Below are 15,894 nucleotides of genomic sequence, written 5' to 3'. Positions count from 1 at the left end.
TGGACGGCATTTAATTTAGTTTGTAATGAATATTTGGTCATAGAAAAACTGCACCTCCAATTGTTAGCTGTGTCTAACAATTGGGGTGCAGTTCATGCTGCGGGTGGTTTTTATTTGCAGCAATACCCAAAGGGAGGAATAATTGGTATAATTAAGAAAAAAGGTGAACATATGCAAATCTATAGTTTGTCGTCAGTCCTCTTTACCTTAATTGGAGCGGTATTTGCCGGACTTTCTTTTCTCCTTACCGATTTTGTGGAGTATTTGTTTGCTGTCAGCCTGCTCTTTATGCTTGGAGGAGTGCTCGCCGGTTATAAGGCCATCCTTTACAAGGAAGCGGGCAAGATGAAGTTTGTCGGCATTGCCTTGTTTTTTCTTATTCTGTTTGTAATCGTACTGGCCGCTCCGTTTCATATTGTCCGAATGCTTATCTGGATAAGGAACTGGCCAATCATCGAAGAGTTCATTTTGAGGATGACAGAGGCTGAATGAAAAAGCAGGTAATCAGATCAGTGAAGACAAAGGATATGATGGGTTTACAGAGCCCTTAGAATTAAGAAGCGCTTGTTAAGAAAGAACAGTTATGAAGGAGCGATTGAGTGAATACAGATAGTCAGCAGGAAAAAAGAACATTTGAGAAAGTGTCTACGTTTGTGTCGTTCGCTTTCATTATCATTAATATCATTTATTTACTTGTTCAATGGAAGGAACTCCCCGGGCAAGTACCGATTCATTTTAATGCGAAAGGAGAAGCAGATGGCTGGGGAGGCAAGGGAATGGTCTGGTTTCTTCCTTTCATCGCTTTTCTGTTATGGGGGGTGATGACCGCACTGGAAAGAATGCCGCACCTTTATAATATTCCTAACTTAACGGAAGAAAATAAAGAACAGCTGTTTATGAATACACGGGCTATGCTTAATGTAATGAAAAGCGAAATTATTATTTTTCTTGTGTATACTAGCTGGCAAAGTGTGCAATGGTCGCGCGGCAATGAAGCAGGGTTAGGATATTTTGAGCTTCCTGTCTTTCTCATCGTTGTTTTTGGCACAATGGGTGTTTTTCTTTACCGGAATTATAAAATCAGCAGGAAAAGAGTCTAGCCGCGCTGCTCTTTCTTGTAAACAGGATCGACTAGTAGGACAGGAGGAATATTCATGCTTAATGACACATTGTTTGCATCAGATGGACTGATCGTTTTCTTCACATTCTGGCCGATTATTATAAATATTATTTTTATGAGTCTCGGCATCTATTTTGTGATGAAGACGCTCCAGTTTATGAACACGAAAATCAAGCTCGACCGAGAGAGAAACGAGAAGCTTGGGGAATTGATCAAAGCAGCAGCGCAATCAAAAGACTTGGAGTAAAGACTTAGTCGCTTAAAAAAAGCAGCCTGTCTTCAGGACAGGCTGCAAAGCTGCTGTTAGTATGGAGGAAGAGGCGCTGTGTCTTTATTGGTCACTTCTAGTACATCCAGCAGGAAGACAAATACCGGGATACCGATGATCAGTCCCCAGACGCCGAAGAAATGCTCAGAGAAGATCAGCACGACAAACGTATAGAAGACGGGCAGATCTGTTTTTGAAGACATCAGCTTCGGATTTAAAATATACGCTTCAATCGCATGGATAATGGCGATCGCAATGATAACATAGATGACTTTAATGAACCCGCCAATCGTATAAGCAATCAAGCAAAGCGGGACGAGTGAAAGAATCACTCCAGCAACAGGAATGAGCCCCAAAAAGAAAATCATAATGGCCAATCCGAAGATTTGCTGAAAACCTAAAATCATCAATGCAATAACCGACAGTATGCAATTAATAAAGGCGATAATAAATTGTGCTTCAATAACTTTGCCGAATGTGCGAGTAAACTTTCTTCCGAAATACTCAATTTCATAATAAAAGGGGGCAACTTTACTATGCTTAAATTTCTGTGTGAACTCCTGCAAGCGCGGTTTTTCTAGCAGGAAAAACAAGCTCAGGATTAGCGATATGAGGATATTGATGCTCGTTTTGCTGATGTCACTAAAAGATTTAATCAGAAAAGATACGCCATTTTCTAAATAAGCAGCAATTTGGTCGCTGGAGATGACCTCTTCAATATAGTTCATAAAAACATTGTCGTGCGGCTGGGCATAAAACGCGGTAATACGCTTGATCAGCTGGCCAATTTCTACAGTAATAATAGGCAGGTATTTCACGAGCCCAAATGTTAATAAAGTAACAATGAGGGAATACATGCATAAAACAAGAAGCTTGCGGTTCAACGGGATGTGCTTAGCTGTAAACTCTACGAGACGGTCCATTAAAAAAGCAAAAATAAACGTAAATAAGATTAAATTAATCATGCTTCTCATTAAATATAAAATCAGTATAATTAAAGCGGCAATAAGAAAGCGCTTAACTCCTGTTCTTTGAAAAAACCCCTTGATCTCATCCATTCCACTACGACTCCTTAGCAAGTTTCTTATCTGTTCATACATTTGTTCTTCTTTATTTTTATTATTAACTTGCCATCAAAAGTTTACAAGTACTTAAGGAAGTTTTTCTAAGAATGACAAAGAAATAAATTCTGCTGCATGATCAATCACGCGTTTTTCTGGAGTTCTGCAAGCAAATGTGCAAAGCATTCTTTTGAAGGAGGACAGAAACTGTCCTATAAATTAACAGATTGAGGATTTGAAAATCAAATATAAGGAGAAGCGGTTCTTTTATGTTAAAATACTGTTATCAGTGAAAATACTATCAGGTTTCTAAAAACATTTAGTGGGTGACCGTGAAAATAGTAGGAGGCATCAACAGATGAGCGAAAGAAATGAATTACAAAGAGATGCGATCAATGTACTGAAAGAAACGAGCAGAACGTTTTTTATTCCGATCAGCCAACTTGATCCGGGCGTACAGGAAGCGGTAGCAGCAGCTTATTTATGCATGAGAGCGATCGACGAAATTGAAGACCATCCGGAACTTCAGCCAGCGTTGAAAAGCGAGCTGCTGAATTCTATCAGCGAGATCTTGGAAGGACCGTTCAGCCGGGAAAGCTTTGAGTCTATTGTTGCGCCGCATCGGGCCTTTTTGCCGGAGGTGACTTTGCGGCTGGCGGATTGGATTGAGTATTGTCCAGAGACAGCAGCCGATACGGTTTTACAGGCGACATCAATTATGGCAAAAGGCATGGCTGACTGGGCGATGAAAGGCTGGGAAGTGAAGGACGAGCAAGACTTAGATGATTATACGTATTATGTTGCCGGGCTCGTGGGTGTTATGCTTTCTGATATTTGGAAGTGGCATGATGGCACTGAAACCGATAAACAATTAGCGATTGCTTACGGGCGCGGCTTGCAGTCGGTTAATATTCTCCGCAATCATGTGGAGGATCGCGAGCGGGGTGTCAGCTTTTTTCCTGAAGGCTGGGAATTAGAGGACATGTTCAGCTACGCAAAACGCAACTTGGCCATGGCTGATCGTTACATAGAAGATATCCAGCCGGGATCGATTCTTAACTTCTGCAAAATCCCTTTGGCCCTTGCTCACGGCACACTGTCTGCTTTGGAAAAAGGAAAAGAAAAAATGAGCAGAGCAGAGGTCACAGAGATGGTGAGCCAAGTAATAGAAAAATGAAAAAAAGACAGGAGGCTGTTACGGCAGCTTCCTGTCTTTTTTTGTGAACCAAGAGATTACTCGCCTTTCGTCTGGATCACTTGCGCATGCTTTCCTGATGTATCCTGCATCTTTTTTCCTTTGTTTCCTTCGAAGGAAGTAGGAGGAGAACCAGTGCGGTTTGAGGCAAATTGATTTCTGCTTGTTCTCGGCTTAGTCATTGTCTATCCCTCCTTTCGATGATAGCTTTGCCAAAACAGGAGGAAATATTTATACCGGCGTCACTTCAGGATATTTTATTACAAAAACATTACAAAAATATTTTTATCATTACAAGAAGTCGAGAAACCTATATATTTAGCCTTTTTTACCGAAGAATACAATAAGAGTCGAATTTTGTATGTTTAGCAGACATATTATATGCTAGAATATAAATGGTAAATTTTGTGAAGGGAGATACACTTGTGAGAAAGAGTTCAATTATTTTGACGCTGGCGTTTTGCTTTATTCTTCCTCTATTTGGATTTCATACGACAGCCCAGGCAAGCGGTTTCACCGATGTGCCTAAGCGGGCATTAAAAGAAGTAAATTATCTGGCGGAAGGGGGAATTGCCACTGGTTCATCTGCAACAATCTTTGCCCCTGATACAATCGTGACAAGAGCGGAAGCAGCGACGTTTATTGCGCGTGCCCTGCAATTAGATGGAAAACAGAAGCAGACGGTTTTTAAGGATGTAGCAGCAAGCAATCCTTCCTCCGGTTATATTCAATCAGCAGTTGATAAAGGAATTCTGTCAGGCTACAGCGGCGGAAGATTTCTTCCTAATAAAGACGTCACACGCGGCGAAATGGCTGTCATGATGTCAAGAGCGTTCGGCTATGAGTTTGGAGGCAGCCTGTCCGGGGCAGCCAAAGCGTTAACATCCCGCGGAATTGCAAGCGGAATGGAAGATGGCACATTTGGATCGGACAAACAAATTACTCGTGTAGACTTTTCTGTGTTTCTTGCCCGTGCAATCAATCCTGAATTTCGCGCGAAGCATACGGCAAGCTTCAAACAAACATTTTGGGTGAATACAAACAATTTAAATGTCCGTACAGGCCCGTCTACGAAGTACAGCAAAAGTGCTTCTCTGCAAAAAGATGTAAAAGTAGTAAGCAGCCATGAAGTTGGCAGCTGGGTTTATATTCAATCAGCTAATGGCACTGGTTTTGTCCATAAAAGCTATTTGCGAAATACAGAAGAAGCCAGTAACAGCCGGCCGGGCGGGGATGACAGTGGCAGTAACCCAGGCACCATCGGCAATGCCGATCCGCGGCTTGCCAATCAAGTAATCATTCTTGATCCTGGACACGGCGGCACTGATCCTGGCGCCTCAGGCTTTAACTTGCGCGAAAAGGATGTTGTGCTGGATACTGGATTAAAAACAAATGAATTATTCAAGAAAACACCATTTAAAGTGTATATGACCCGTACCGGCGATACGTTCCCGTCCTTATCAGACCGCACGAAGTTTGCTAAAAGCAAAAACGGCAATGTCTTTGTCAGCATTCATGCAAATGCCAGCAACGGAGCGGGCAACGGCACAGAAACCTATTATTATTCATCAGCAGCCGCTAACCCTTATGTGTCTGACAGCAAACTGCTAGCCACAAAAATTCAACAGCGGATGCTTGATGCTTTACAGTTGAAAAACCGCGGAGTCAAACCATACGGTTATTATGTAATCAAATACAACAGCATGCCGGCTGCGCTTGCTGAGCTTGGATTCATTGATAATGCAAAGGACAATGAAAAGCTGAAGTCAGATTACTGGCGTACACAAGCGGCCAAAGCGCTTTATCTTGGAATTCTAGACTACTATAAAGCTAAAGGCTATCAAGTGGACTCCCTTTATAGCGCAGCAAAATAATCTAAAATCAAGAAGCTATTCAACAGCGGCAAGATGCCGGCTCGTTGAGCAGCTTCTTTTTTTATAAGGTGATCAGCCGTTTCTCGACTTTATTTCCTGAAAAATAATGATAGAAAAACTTGCCGGATTCATGCATAATAAGGGAAATAACCAAATTTTAATTAAAAAGTAAAATAGTGTTAAATGATAGATGGGACAAAAACAGACAATTTTTTCCGGAGGGCTTATGGGAAAAAAAGCAATCATTTCTTTTTTAATTGGATATAGTGTGCTGTTTGCAAGCTCTGCCTATATGCATAACCAGCACTTTTCCCGCCCGCTCGCCAATGATGCCGGCCGGCTGCTGCCTACAGCGGTAAAAAGCATCCAACAGGCAGAAGGAGAAGAACAGCTGCAAAAAATTGTCCGCAAGGCAAATGACACAGACAGCAAGCTGTCCATTGCCGGCATGCAGCATAGCCAGGGAGGCCATACATATTATCCGAATGCGATCATGATTGATATGAAGAAGTACAATAAAATTCTGCGTTTTGATCCTAAACAGCGGACGATTACTGTACAAAGCGGAGCGACCTGGGACGATATTCAGCAGCGGATTAATCCTTATGGGCTCGCTGTCAAAGTGATGCAATCACAGAATATCTTCACTGTCGGCGGCTCGCTCAGCGTCAACGTCCATGGACGGGACATTCGCTACGGTTCGTTAATTGACACGGTTGAATCTTTTCGGCTGTTAACGCCTGAGGGCAAAATCATTAACGTCAGCAGAGAAGAGAATAAAGAGCTGTTTCCGCTCGTCATCGGGGGTTACGGCCTGTTCGGGATCATTCTGGACATCACCCTTACATTGGCAGAGGATGAATTATATGAAACGCATACGAGAGTGATAGATTACAAGGAATATACGTCCTACTTTCGTAAAGCAGCCGATCAGCCGCAGGTTAAAATGCATCTTGCCCGGATCTCGGTAGCGCCTGATAGTTTTTTGCGGGAGATGTATGTAACAAATTGGACAAAGGCGGCCAGCAAGCATGACCGGACCGGCTACAGTCAGTTGAAAAAAGATCGAATCATTGCTGCGCCTAAGCTGCTGCTGGGCCTGTCGCGTTATAGTGATTGGGGAAAGGATAAGTTTTGGGAGCTGCAGCGAATGTATATGGAGCGGGGAAATGGCAAGCTTGAGACCAGAAACAATGTCATGAGATCGGAAACAGCATTCATGGAATACGAGAGCAGCAGCCGGACCGAGGTGCTGCAGGAATATTTTGTTCCCGTCAATGAATTTACTGACTACATTGATGACCTGCGGGAAGTGCTGCAGCAGGAAGAGAAGTTTAACTTGCTGAATATTACAGTCCGTTATGTGGAGAAAGATGAACAGGCTTTGTTGTCCTATGCCAAAGCAGACATGTTTGCGCTGGTTTTGCTGATTAATCAAGGAACGTCGCCAGCGGACAGACGGCATACAGAAACGGTCATTAGAAAAATGATTGATGTCACGCTTGCACACGATGGCAGCTACTATTTGCCCTATTATTCTTATCCGGATAAAAGACAATTGCACCGTGCATATCCGCGCAGCAAAGAATTTTTTCAGATGAAAAGAAGGTACGATCCGGATGAACGCTTTATGAATTTTTTCTATGAGGAGTATGGAAGATGAATTTCCGCCAGTTTATATGGGGACAAAGCTTAATTATGATGGCCGGCAGCATGATTTTTCCCTTTTACGTCCTGCTGTTGCGAAACGCAGGCGATAGTTATGCGCAATTTGGATGGGCATACGGTTTATTTGCGTTAACATCTGCACTAGCCTATCCAATGATCGGAAAGATGGCTGATCATTTGGGCGACAAAGTGCTGCTTGTTACGTATACGTGGGGGACGGCTGTCATTCTGTTGTTTTTCCCGCTGGTTGATCAAGTATGGCAAGTGTACATATTGCAAATCGTTATGGGGCTTTTGGGCGCCTTGCAGAAAAATACTGAAAAAACGTCACTCGCCCGCTATGTTGCGAAGGAAACGGCCGGAAGGCAAATCGGTCATTATCATACATGGACATCTATCGCAGCGGCCATTGCGGTTATTCTAACCGGCTATATTGTTGACTTTCTCACAATCGGAACGATCTTCTATCTGGCTTCGATCGTGTATGTGATCAGCGGATGGATGTTATGGAAACAAAAGCCTTAATTTAGCAAGGCAGACAGTCTGGCAGCTTTATCTGCCTTGCGCATAGCAATGAAGAGAAAGTTAGATGAAAAGACAGCGTTCATTGGCTTGGTGAACTTTTTACAGCAATCTTCCTCAGGCTTTTCCGATGAATCGCTCCTCTCCTCGGGAACCTTCTTCTTCTAGAGTCCCTAGGTTTTTTGTATTTCTTCCTTTAAATGCAAATCCATTGAAATAAATAGTCGTCACTTTAGGCAGAAACTCACTTTTCTGCTCTATTCCTATAGCATGTTTTACGTTTCGCTGTTATTCTAAGATGATGATTAAAAAAGGAGCTAAGATAAGTAAAATGAATCAAGAAATTCCTCTTCAGAGTCTCGTTCACAAAAACGAGAAAAAATACTTTTGGCTTGTTCTTATCATAAGTCTTGTTACTTATGTGGGTTTAATAGCTTCGATTATAGGTATTTTTATTATTTTAGGGCTGTTTGCTCTTTCATTGTTTTTGCATGCACTGTCGCTTGGGCATATTCGTGCAAATGCAGTCAAGCTGACAGAGAAGCAATTTCCAGAAGTGTATGGACAGGTCAAAAAACTATGTGAGGCAATGGAAATTAAACAGGTGCCGGATGTGTATGTGATGGAATCGCAAGGCATACTAAATGCTTTTGCCACGCGCTTTTTCGGCCGGAATATGGTTGTGCTATATTCAGAGATTTTTGAACTGGCTCATCACGAGGCCAAAGATGAATTAGCGTTTGTCATTGCACATGAGTTAGCTCATATAAAGCGGAATCATCTCACTAAAATGATGTTTATCCTGCCGGCTATGTGGATTCCCGGCATTGCCGAATTGTATTTGCGGGCTTGTGAGTATACGTGCGACAGGTACGCTGCTTATTACATTAATAATAGGGAAGCTGCCAAGAGAAGTTTAACCATTCTTGCCGTGGGCAAGGAACTTTATCAGCAGGTGAACAGAGCAGAGTATTTAGAACAGATGAATAAGGAAAAAGGTTTTTTTGTCTGGCTAAGCGAAATGCTGTCCACACACCCGCCTTTGCCAAAAAGAATTAATGAGATTGCTGTATTCTTCGGTGAACCGGAACAAACCGTCATTGAGAAAAAAGCATCTAAGCTTATCTGGCTGTGGGTGCCGACAACTGCAGCTATTTTTGCCTTGTTTGTAGCGGCGGGAGTTTACGCTTTTGAAAAAATCGCCGAATGGACAGCTGGAGAAGGCTATGAAGAGTATGAAGATTACGGCGAAGAGGAAGGGGCGGCAGAGCCAATCCCTCCAATCATTGAAGCAGCTGTGGCCGGAAATACAGAAAAAGTAGCCGCCTTTATTGAAAAAGGCGAGAATGTTCATGCGATCGATAATCAAGGGTATACGCCGCTTCATTGGGCGGTGCTTGATAATAATCCGAAAATGGTAGAGTTGCTGTTGAAAGCAGGAGCCAATCCAAATGAGGAAGATTATTATGGAATGACTCCATTGGCCAAAGCCGCTGAGCAGGGAAATGCCGAAATGGTGAAACGTCTGGGAAGAGCAGGAGGCGATCCAAACTATCAAAGTAAGGAGGCTGAAACAACGCCTTTATTCTATGCGGTTCTCAGCGAAGATCCAGCGACAGTCTCGGCACTCTTGAAGCTTGGGGCAGATGCGGAGCACAAGGATAGCGAAAATATGACGATTTTAATGCATGCAATTGAGACAGGCAATCGTCATATAATTGAATCATTAAAGAAAGCAAGTGAATGATCAGAAAAGGAGAGAAATGATATGATGACACAACCGGCAGGGTTTTGGATAAGGCTAGTAGCCAACTTATTAGATGGACTGATTATTGGAGTTCCTTTGTCTATTATTAGCTATTTTATTGCGGGTGATTGGGATGGAGATGCATTTACGAATTCATTGAATTTTGTTTATGCTTTAATTACCCCTGTTGTTTGGTCTGGTTATACGATTGGAAAGAAGATTATGGGCATTCGCATTGTGAAGATGAATGGGGAGAAACTGGGAATCGGAGCGATGTTCATGCGGACAGTAGTAGCTGGGCTTGTATACCTGCTGACTTTAGGAATCGGCTTGATTATCAGCGCCTTCATGGTCGGTTTGCGTGAGGATAAGCGTGCAATTCATGATTTTATTGCCGGTACGTATGTAACAAGTGAAAAGCCAGAATCAGAGAAAATCGTCTGGCTATAAGAAAACAAGAAGCTGCCTCTTCTCCTAGAGGCAGCTTTTATTATGCTTTACAAATGATTAAATGCAGAAACCTCCCTTTTGGCTATTTTTACCGTATACGTTAGCAAGCAAAGCCCTAAAGACAGCCAAATCAACCCAACTAGTTTGCCGATCGGACTAATGCCAAGAAGAATGTAACCGCATACAAAAAGTCCGAGCAGCGGGAATAGCAGATTTGTAACGAACAGCCATCCCTGCCGTTCTCTCCGCCGAAAGTAGAATTCCGTCATAACAGACAGATTTACACAAATAAACCCAAAGAGAGCACCAATAACAATAAGCTGAAATAAAACCGGCAGAGGGATCACAACGGCTCCTATATAGCCGGCGATGGCTAAAGCAACAATGCTGTTAGCGGGCGTTCTATACTTCGGGTGCAGGCGGGCAAAGAACTGTGGCAGCATTCGGTCCTTTCCCATGCTGAATAAGATTCGGGAGGAAGAAGCTTGTCCGGCCAGTGCCGTTGATATTCCTGAAACAGCAATAATCAGTGTGCAGACCGCGGCAAGACCGCTTCCGCCTACAGCTGCAGCAATTTCAAAGAAAGCCGTTTCTTGGGAAGCAAATGATGTGAAATCTGGCATGATAAGTGTAGCGAAATACACTTGGCATATATAGAAGAAAGAGCTGATTAACAAAGAAAAAATAGCCGCGCGGCCAACCATCTTCCCTGTCACCTTGGAGTCCTCAGCCATCGTAGTAACCGCATCGAACCCTAAATAAGAGAGGACGGCGATCGAGGCTCCGGTAATAAGTGCATTCATCGAGAACGTATCCGGGTTGTATATGCCTTGCAGGGAAAAGAGGCTGGTCATTCCGCCAGCGGAAACCAGGCTTTTGGCGGCGAAGACGATAAATAATACGAGACTGAAAAACATGAACAGCATCATATAGAGGTTGACCCGTGAGGTAACCTGCGCTCCAAGATAGTTGCTTAATGTAACGGGAACAACAAATAACAATAACAAGATCCACAAAGGAGCCGATGGAAGGAGTTCCATGAGAAAAATAGCGCTGATTTTATACAAAAGCATCGGAATCAGCAAGTAATCAAGTAAAATGGCCCATCCAGCTAAAAAGCCCAGCCGCGGATGGATGGCTTGAGAGGTGTAGCTGTAAGTAGATCCTGCTGCGGGAAAAGCCCCGGCCATTTTTCCGTAGCAAAAAGCGGTGAAAATCATAGCGATGAGACCGACAAGATAAGAGAGCACGGCATGTCCATTTGACAGTTGTGTCAGCTCCCCAAAGAGTGTTTGTGCCGAAACAGGCGCCATAAATACCATTCCAAAAATGACAAGATCCCGTGTTTTTAACACCTTTTTCAAAGACTGGACAGATGCTTCAGGCTGAAGAACAGCGGCTGAAGAGTTCACTTCATTCATTCCATGCACTCCCCTCTAAAAAATACCGGCCAGCAAGCTCGTATGCTGGCCGCAGCCAGGCAACCGGCTGAAAATAAATCATCTGCAAGCTGGCGCGCCTAAGCCATATTCATTTACATGACTCGTTGCTCAAAAGCCTGGATAGAGTCAGATAGTGTGGCAATGATTGTCTCGATATCTTGTTTATCCACAATCAGCGGCGGCGCAATAGCTATCACATTTAAGCCGCCGAAAATGAGCGGGCGAAGAATGAGGTTGCGTTTTGCACATTCCTCCACGACAGCTGGAGCAGCAAATGCAGACGGTTCAAACGCTGTCCCGCTATCCGGATCAGCGAGAAGTTCAATGCCTCCCATCAAGCCGATCGCTCTCGGCTTCGCGGCGATTTTATGGGTATCTTGCAGGTAGTTCAATCCTTTCCAAAGTTCTTGCTCCATTTGCTTGGCATTGTCAACCAATCTCTCATTCTCAATAATCTCGATATTTTTCAACGCAACGGCACAAGCAGTCGGATGGCCGCTATAGGTGAAGCCATGGAAAAATACGTTGTCGGACAGATCTGCAAGCTCATCTCTTAAGCGATCCGTCATCATGACAGCCCCTAATTGAATATAGCCGCTTGTGATTCCTTTAGCGACAGACATTAAATCAGGCACAACCTCCCAGTGTTCGACACCGAACATTTTCCCGGTTCTTCCGAAGCCGGTAATGACTTCGTCTGTCATCATCAAAATGCCGTATTCATCGCACAGCTGACGCACCGCCTGCAAATAACCTTCAGGAGGAATTTGAATGCCGCCTACTCCCTGGACAGGTTCAAGAATCACGCCGGCAATGGTCTCCGGCCCCTCTTTTTCAATGATGCCTCTAATACTGCGTTCATACCCTGAAGCAGAGCTGTCGCCAAGCTCACATTCAGTCTGGTGGGGAAGGGCGTGCAGAAAGTCAGGAGCAATGGCAGTGATCATATGTTTAAATTCAGGTACACCCGTAGCGCTTGTTGCTCCCATCGTCACGCCGTGGTAGCTTCTTTCTAAGGCAATGATTTTCTTTCGTTCTGGCTGGCCTTTCATCTTCCAATAATGCCGGACAATTTTGATGGCGCTTTCATTTGATTCAGAACCGCCTGATGTGAAAAAGCTGACATTCAAGTCTCCCGGCGCCATGCTTGCGAGCTTTTGAGATAAACGGATGACAACGTCATGAGAATTATTGAAAAATGAGGAACCGTAAGCGAGTGTCATCATTTGTTCGCGGGCGGCATCAGCAAGTTCTTGGCGTCCATACCCAACGTTCACATTCCATAAGGAAGACACTCCGTCGAGAAATTCTTTCCCATAAACATCTGTGACGTGAATGCCTTTCCCGTGTGTAAAAATGTGTGCGGGTCCCTTGGCCTGCTGCTCTTTGAGCGGGGTAGTCGGATGAAAATAATGTTTTTTGTCCCATTCAACTAATCTTTCGGTCATCACCTTGTTTTTGGCCGTTTGAGTTGTCATCTTAGTTACCTCCTGTAAAGTAGATTGTAAATTAAAAAAATTTACTATAAACTGAATATTAAAACAGATCACTTACTGTATTCTTACAAATCAGCGTATTTTTCTTACAATCATAAAAATAAGAGCGGTTATAAATAAGCCTTCAAAGGGGAGGTATTCGAATGAAGAGGATAGAGACGAAGTTAAGAATGCCTGCATGTGCTCCGGCCATTCAGCGCCGACGCTTATTTTCCGAGCTCGATACCCAGAAGCAGCTGTCGCTTATTTCAGTTATCGGTGATGGAGGCTACGGAAAAACAACATTTGTGGCTAGTTATATTCATAAACAACAACACCCGGCTGTCTGGTATAACCTGACAGGATCGGACCGTTACAGTCATGTATTCATTAGTTATTTAAAGGCGGGCATTATGGAAAAAACCGCTAACAAGCGTCTATCTTCCATGGCTTCACCTGAAGATGCAGAAGAGGAGCTTGAAGAACTTCTCTCATTATTGGCTGTCCAAAAAGAGCGTCTCTATATTGTTTTAGATGATTATCAGCTGGTCAATCAAAGCCCGGAAATTCAAAGTATTATGAAGCAGCTATTGGATTACAGCTCTCCCTTTGTGACTTTTATCATTATTAGCCGCGTTCGGCCTCATCTTTCTGTTTCCCGTCTGAAAACAGAAGGAAAATATCGAGAGTTCACTACAGCTGATATCGCTTTTACCTTTTCCGAGATAAAAGAATTTTTCCATTCGCTGCACCAGCTGAAGCTTGAGGCACATGAATTGGATTTGATTTACAAAAAAACAGAGGGATGGGTAGCGAGCTGTCAGTTGATATTAGGAATCATTGACAAGATGACGGTGGAAGAACGAACCCGTTTTTGGACGGATTTCCCCCATGTGCAGGATATTTATGACTATTTGTCTTCAGAAGTGTTTGAGGCCCAGCCGGAGGAAATAAGAGAATTTCTGTGCCAGACGAGCTTGCTGCCTGAACTCGATCCAGAGGTGATTGACCAGTTACTAGGGAGGGAGGATGCCACGCTTGTTTTGGAGCGGCTGCAGCGTGAGCAGCTGTTCATAACAAGCGATAGCGGGGGCATGCTCCGGTACCATCGGCTATTCCGCCAGTTTCTTTACCAAAAATATAAAGAACGGGTGTCTGTGCATTTACTTCAGGAGCAGCAGTTGAAACTATCGTCCATTTACGAAGCGAGATATCAATTTCTCTATGCCTTTGTTTATGCGGTGGTTGGCAAAGATTATCCAGCAGCTGTCCGGCTGATGGAGATGATCAGTCACCGCTATAATCCAATTGAATCGATGGTATTTCTGGACGGCTGGCTGGAGGAAATGACACTGGAAGAGAACTTTGCGAATAATACACTCTTTCTTATTCGATGTGTGCCCCGTTCAATTATCAAGCAGCTCACTTCTGAATTCGAAAAGAATATTTCTCTTTTAAAAGAGAAAAACAGCAAGCTATGGCTATGCAGCCTGCAGCATAGGCTGGCAACCATTTCTCTAATGAATGGGGAACTGGAAAAGGCAAAGCAATTGTTTTTGGACTCCTTAAGGGGGGCTCAGCGCTTTCAGGATATGTCAATGACCGCTTTGAATTTCAATTTGCTGGCTGAAATTGAAAGATATTTTGGGCGGCATGAAGAAGCAGTTCAACATGTGAAGAATTCTCTTTTTATTTCTGAAAAGTATGGACAGAAGCACACACAGCTGCATGCGCTTGATACATTGGCAACCATTTGCCTGGATAACCAACAGCTGGGTGAAGCAGAGGTTCATATTCAGCAGGCTTTGGCCATTGCCAGGCAGCATGACTGCTCATCCTTATTTTTTATTTATACGACGATGGGCCGCTTGTTTCGTCTGAAAGGCCAGATTGACCGATCGATTCAATGGGGGGAGAGAGCGGCTGCTGTGGCTGAGGAGTACAATATTGATTTTGATATGGGCTGGTCTTACAGCGAGCTGGGAATCAGCTACATGGAAAAAAGACAATGGCAAAAGGCTGAATCCTGCTTGGCAAAAGCGTACAGCGCCTTTCAATTATTTGCTTATTACCGCAGCAAAGTGATTAAATCCCAGATTGAGCTCTACCGCAGAAAGCAGGATCAGCTGCAAGAAAAGAAAAAGCTTGAGGAGTTTGTTCAAGTTTGCAAGGAGCACCATTTTTATTGGGAAGCAAGCAGCTTAGAGTCAGCAGAGAACGACACGGCTAAAGGAGAAGGCAAGGCCCTGCTCCACATTCAAGCACTTGGCGCGTTTCAAGTTTTCCGCAAAGGAGAGCCGGTAGTCATAAAGAGAAAGGCCAGCCTGCGATTGCTGCAGTTTTTTATTACCCATCGCAATAAAAAAATAGAAAAGGATATTCTCCTGGACTTCCTGTTTCCTGAGGGAGCGCTAGAAGCTGTGCAAAATCAATTCCATGTAGCCATATCGACACTGAGAAAAGCACTTGAGCCGGATTTACAAGCAGGGGCTCGTTCCCGTTTCATTCGCCGTACGGATCAGCATTATATTTTTCATCCAGCAGAGATTGATTTGGATATAGAGAAGTTTGAACGATTAGCGATCGCTGGCGGGGAAGGGGACTCGCCGGAAAAGATACAGAAGCTGCTGGCAGCGGAAGCATTATACAAGGGAGACTACTTGGAAGAGTATCCGTATGAGCCTGCTTTAGAACCGGATAAAGAACGTATTCGCACTTTGTTTCTGAAGGTATGCCGCCTATTGGCCTTCTATTATGAACAGGCAGGAGAATATGAAAAATGCTTTGCCTACTTTGACAAGCTAATCAGTAAAGATCCTTATCAGGAAGAGGTTTACTTTGCTTATATTAAAGCTTTGTTGAAGAAAGACAGAGAAATAGAAGCAAATAGGATCGTCCGTCAGCTGACGATCCATATGGAAGAGGAAATGGGAGTCAATATAAAAGAACGTGTTAATCAATTGTTTGCTGCATTTAACCGCAGTCCATTGTTCATAAGAAATTAGTCGTGGGTGATTAGAATGGAAAGGGGTACACTCCTTGCTTGCCACCCCGTTTAATATTGTTTTGCTC

Annotated in this window: 14 protein-coding genes; 10 read left to right on the top strand and 4 right to left on the bottom strand. The window is 43.6% G+C overall.

Annotation, left to right across the window (positions count from 1 at the left end; all coding sequences use genetic code 11):
* The 3 genes from B1A98_RS06225 to B1A98_RS06215 all read left to right on the top strand — a co-directional run.
* A partial coding sequence (locus B1A98_RS06225) for a hypothetical protein (RefSeq protein WP_206602711.1) occupies positions 1–492 on the top strand: 492 nt, incomplete at its 5' end.
* 107 nt (positions 493–599) lie between these two features.
* Positions 600–1,100, top strand: coding sequence for a DUF1648 domain-containing protein (locus B1A98_RS06220; protein WP_063385398.1), 501 nt, complete (start codon positions 600–602; stop codon positions 1,098–1,100).
* 54 nt (positions 1,101–1,154) lie between these two features.
* Positions 1,155–1,367 (top strand): hypothetical protein, encoded by a 213-nt coding sequence (locus B1A98_RS06215; protein ID WP_063385399.1) that lies wholly within the window; start codon positions 1,155–1,157, stop codon positions 1,365–1,367.
* 56 nt (positions 1,368–1,423) lie between these two features.
* On the opposite strand, the gene B1A98_RS06210 is transcribed toward B1A98_RS06215, so the two are convergent.
* On the bottom strand, positions 1,424–2,446 hold the full coding sequence (locus B1A98_RS06210) for an AI-2E family transporter (RefSeq protein ID WP_063385400.1): 1,023 nt from the start codon (positions 2,444–2,446) through the stop codon (positions 1,424–1,426).
* Between the two features lie 361 nt (positions 2,447–2,807).
* Here B1A98_RS06210 and B1A98_RS06205 point away from each other — a divergent pair, with 361 nt between their 5' ends.
* A complete protein-coding gene (locus tag B1A98_RS06205; RefSeq protein ID WP_063385401.1) occupies positions 2,808–3,626 on the top strand; it encodes a squalene/phytoene synthase family protein in 819 nt (272 codons plus the stop codon).
* Positions 3,627–3,682: 56 nt separating this feature from the next.
* Here B1A98_RS06205 and B1A98_RS06200 read toward each other — a convergent pair whose 3' ends face one another.
* On the bottom strand, positions 3,683–3,826 hold the full coding sequence (locus B1A98_RS06200) for an acid-soluble spore protein N (protein ID WP_063385402.1): 144 nt from the start codon (positions 3,824–3,826) through the stop codon (positions 3,683–3,685).
* 243 nt (positions 3,827–4,069) lie between these two features.
* Here B1A98_RS06200 and B1A98_RS06195 point away from each other — a divergent pair, with 243 nt between their 5' ends.
* From B1A98_RS06195 to B1A98_RS06175, 5 genes are all read left to right on the top strand, one after another.
* Positions 4,070–5,518 (top strand): N-acetylmuramoyl-L-alanine amidase, encoded by a 1,449-nt coding sequence (locus tag B1A98_RS06195; protein ID WP_063385403.1) that lies wholly within the window; start codon positions 4,070–4,072, stop codon positions 5,516–5,518.
* Positions 5,519–5,744: 226 nt separating this feature from the next.
* Entirely contained in the window at positions 5,745–7,181 is a 1,437-nt protein-coding gene (locus B1A98_RS06190; protein WP_063385404.1) for an FAD-binding oxidoreductase, read from the top strand.
* A complete protein-coding gene (locus B1A98_RS06185; RefSeq protein WP_063385405.1) occupies positions 7,178–7,711 on the top strand; it encodes an MFS transporter in 534 nt (177 codons plus the stop codon). Before B1A98_RS06190 ends, B1A98_RS06185 begins: the two co-directional genes overlap by 4 nt.
* A 328-nt stretch (positions 7,712–8,039) precedes the next feature.
* Positions 8,040–9,455, top strand: coding sequence for a M48 family metallopeptidase (locus B1A98_RS06180; RefSeq protein WP_063385406.1), 1,416 nt, complete (start codon positions 8,040–8,042; stop codon positions 9,453–9,455).
* Between the two features lie 21 nt (positions 9,456–9,476).
* Complete coding sequence (locus B1A98_RS06175) at positions 9,477–9,905, top strand: RDD family protein (protein WP_063385407.1); 429 nt, start codon at positions 9,477–9,479, stop codon at positions 9,903–9,905.
* Between the two features lie 47 nt (positions 9,906–9,952).
* Here B1A98_RS06175 and B1A98_RS06170 read toward each other — a convergent pair whose 3' ends face one another.
* Together B1A98_RS06170 and B1A98_RS06165 are read right to left on the bottom strand one after the other, a co-directional pair.
* Positions 9,953–11,326 (bottom strand): APC family permease, encoded by a 1,374-nt coding sequence (locus B1A98_RS06170; protein ID WP_063385408.1) that lies wholly within the window; start codon positions 11,324–11,326, stop codon positions 9,953–9,955.
* A gap of 113 nt (positions 11,327–11,439) precedes the next feature.
* Positions 11,440–12,825 (bottom strand): aminotransferase family protein, encoded by a 1,386-nt coding sequence (locus B1A98_RS06165; protein ID WP_063385409.1) that lies wholly within the window; start codon positions 12,823–12,825, stop codon positions 11,440–11,442.
* 161 nt (positions 12,826–12,986) lie between these two features.
* Here B1A98_RS06165 and B1A98_RS06160 point away from each other — a divergent pair, with 161 nt between their 5' ends.
* Positions 12,987–15,827 (top strand): winged helix-turn-helix domain-containing protein, encoded by a 2,841-nt coding sequence (locus B1A98_RS06160; RefSeq protein WP_063385410.1) that lies wholly within the window; start codon positions 12,987–12,989, stop codon positions 15,825–15,827.
* Positions 15,828–15,894: the final 67 nt, after the last annotated feature.

The sequence above is a fragment of the Pseudobacillus badius genome (genome assembly GCF_002189605.1).
GTDB classification, from domain to species: Bacteria; Bacillota; Bacilli; order Bacillales; family Domibacillaceae; genus Pseudobacillus; species Pseudobacillus badius.
The sequence above is the reverse complement of the archived record's forward strand: the minus strand, read 5'-3'. Positions and strand labels throughout refer to the sequence as shown.

What these genes read in the sequence shown, in the direction of transcription:
- B1A98_RS06215 (WP_063385399.1), top strand. Translation starts at nt 1,155, where the DNA reads ATGCTTAATGACACATTGTTTGCATCAGATGGACTGATCGTTTTCTTC.
- B1A98_RS06210 (WP_063385400.1), bottom strand. Translation starts at nt 2,446, where the DNA reads ATGGATGAGATCAAGGGGTTTTTTCAAAGAACAGGAGTTAAGCGCTTT.
- B1A98_RS06205 (WP_063385401.1), top strand. Translation starts at nt 2,808, where the DNA reads ATGAGCGAAAGAAATGAATTACAAAGAGATGCGATCAATGTACTGAAA.
- B1A98_RS06200 (WP_063385402.1), bottom strand. Translation starts at nt 3,826, where the DNA reads ATGACTAAGCCGAGAACAAGCAGAAATCAATTTGCCTCAAACCGCACT.
- B1A98_RS06190 (WP_063385404.1), top strand. Translation starts at nt 5,745, where the DNA reads ATGGGAAAAAAAGCAATCATTTCTTTTTTAATTGGATATAGTGTGCTG.
- B1A98_RS06185 (WP_063385405.1), top strand. Translation starts at nt 7,178, where the DNA reads ATGAATTTCCGCCAGTTTATATGGGGACAAAGCTTAATTATGATGGCC.
- B1A98_RS06180 (WP_063385406.1), top strand. Translation starts at nt 8,040, where the DNA reads ATGAATCAAGAAATTCCTCTTCAGAGTCTCGTTCACAAAAACGAGAAA.
- B1A98_RS06175 (WP_063385407.1), top strand. Translation starts at nt 9,477, where the DNA reads ATGATGACACAACCGGCAGGGTTTTGGATAAGGCTAGTAGCCAACTTA.
- B1A98_RS06170 (WP_063385408.1), bottom strand. Translation starts at nt 11,326, where the DNA reads ATGAATGAAGTGAACTCTTCAGCCGCTGTTCTTCAGCCTGAAGCATCT.
- B1A98_RS06165 (WP_063385409.1), bottom strand. Translation starts at nt 12,825, where the DNA reads ATGACAACTCAAACGGCCAAAAACAAGGTGATGACCGAAAGATTAGTT.
- B1A98_RS06160 (WP_063385410.1), top strand. Translation starts at nt 12,987, where the DNA reads ATGAAGAGGATAGAGACGAAGTTAAGAATGCCTGCATGTGCTCCGGCC.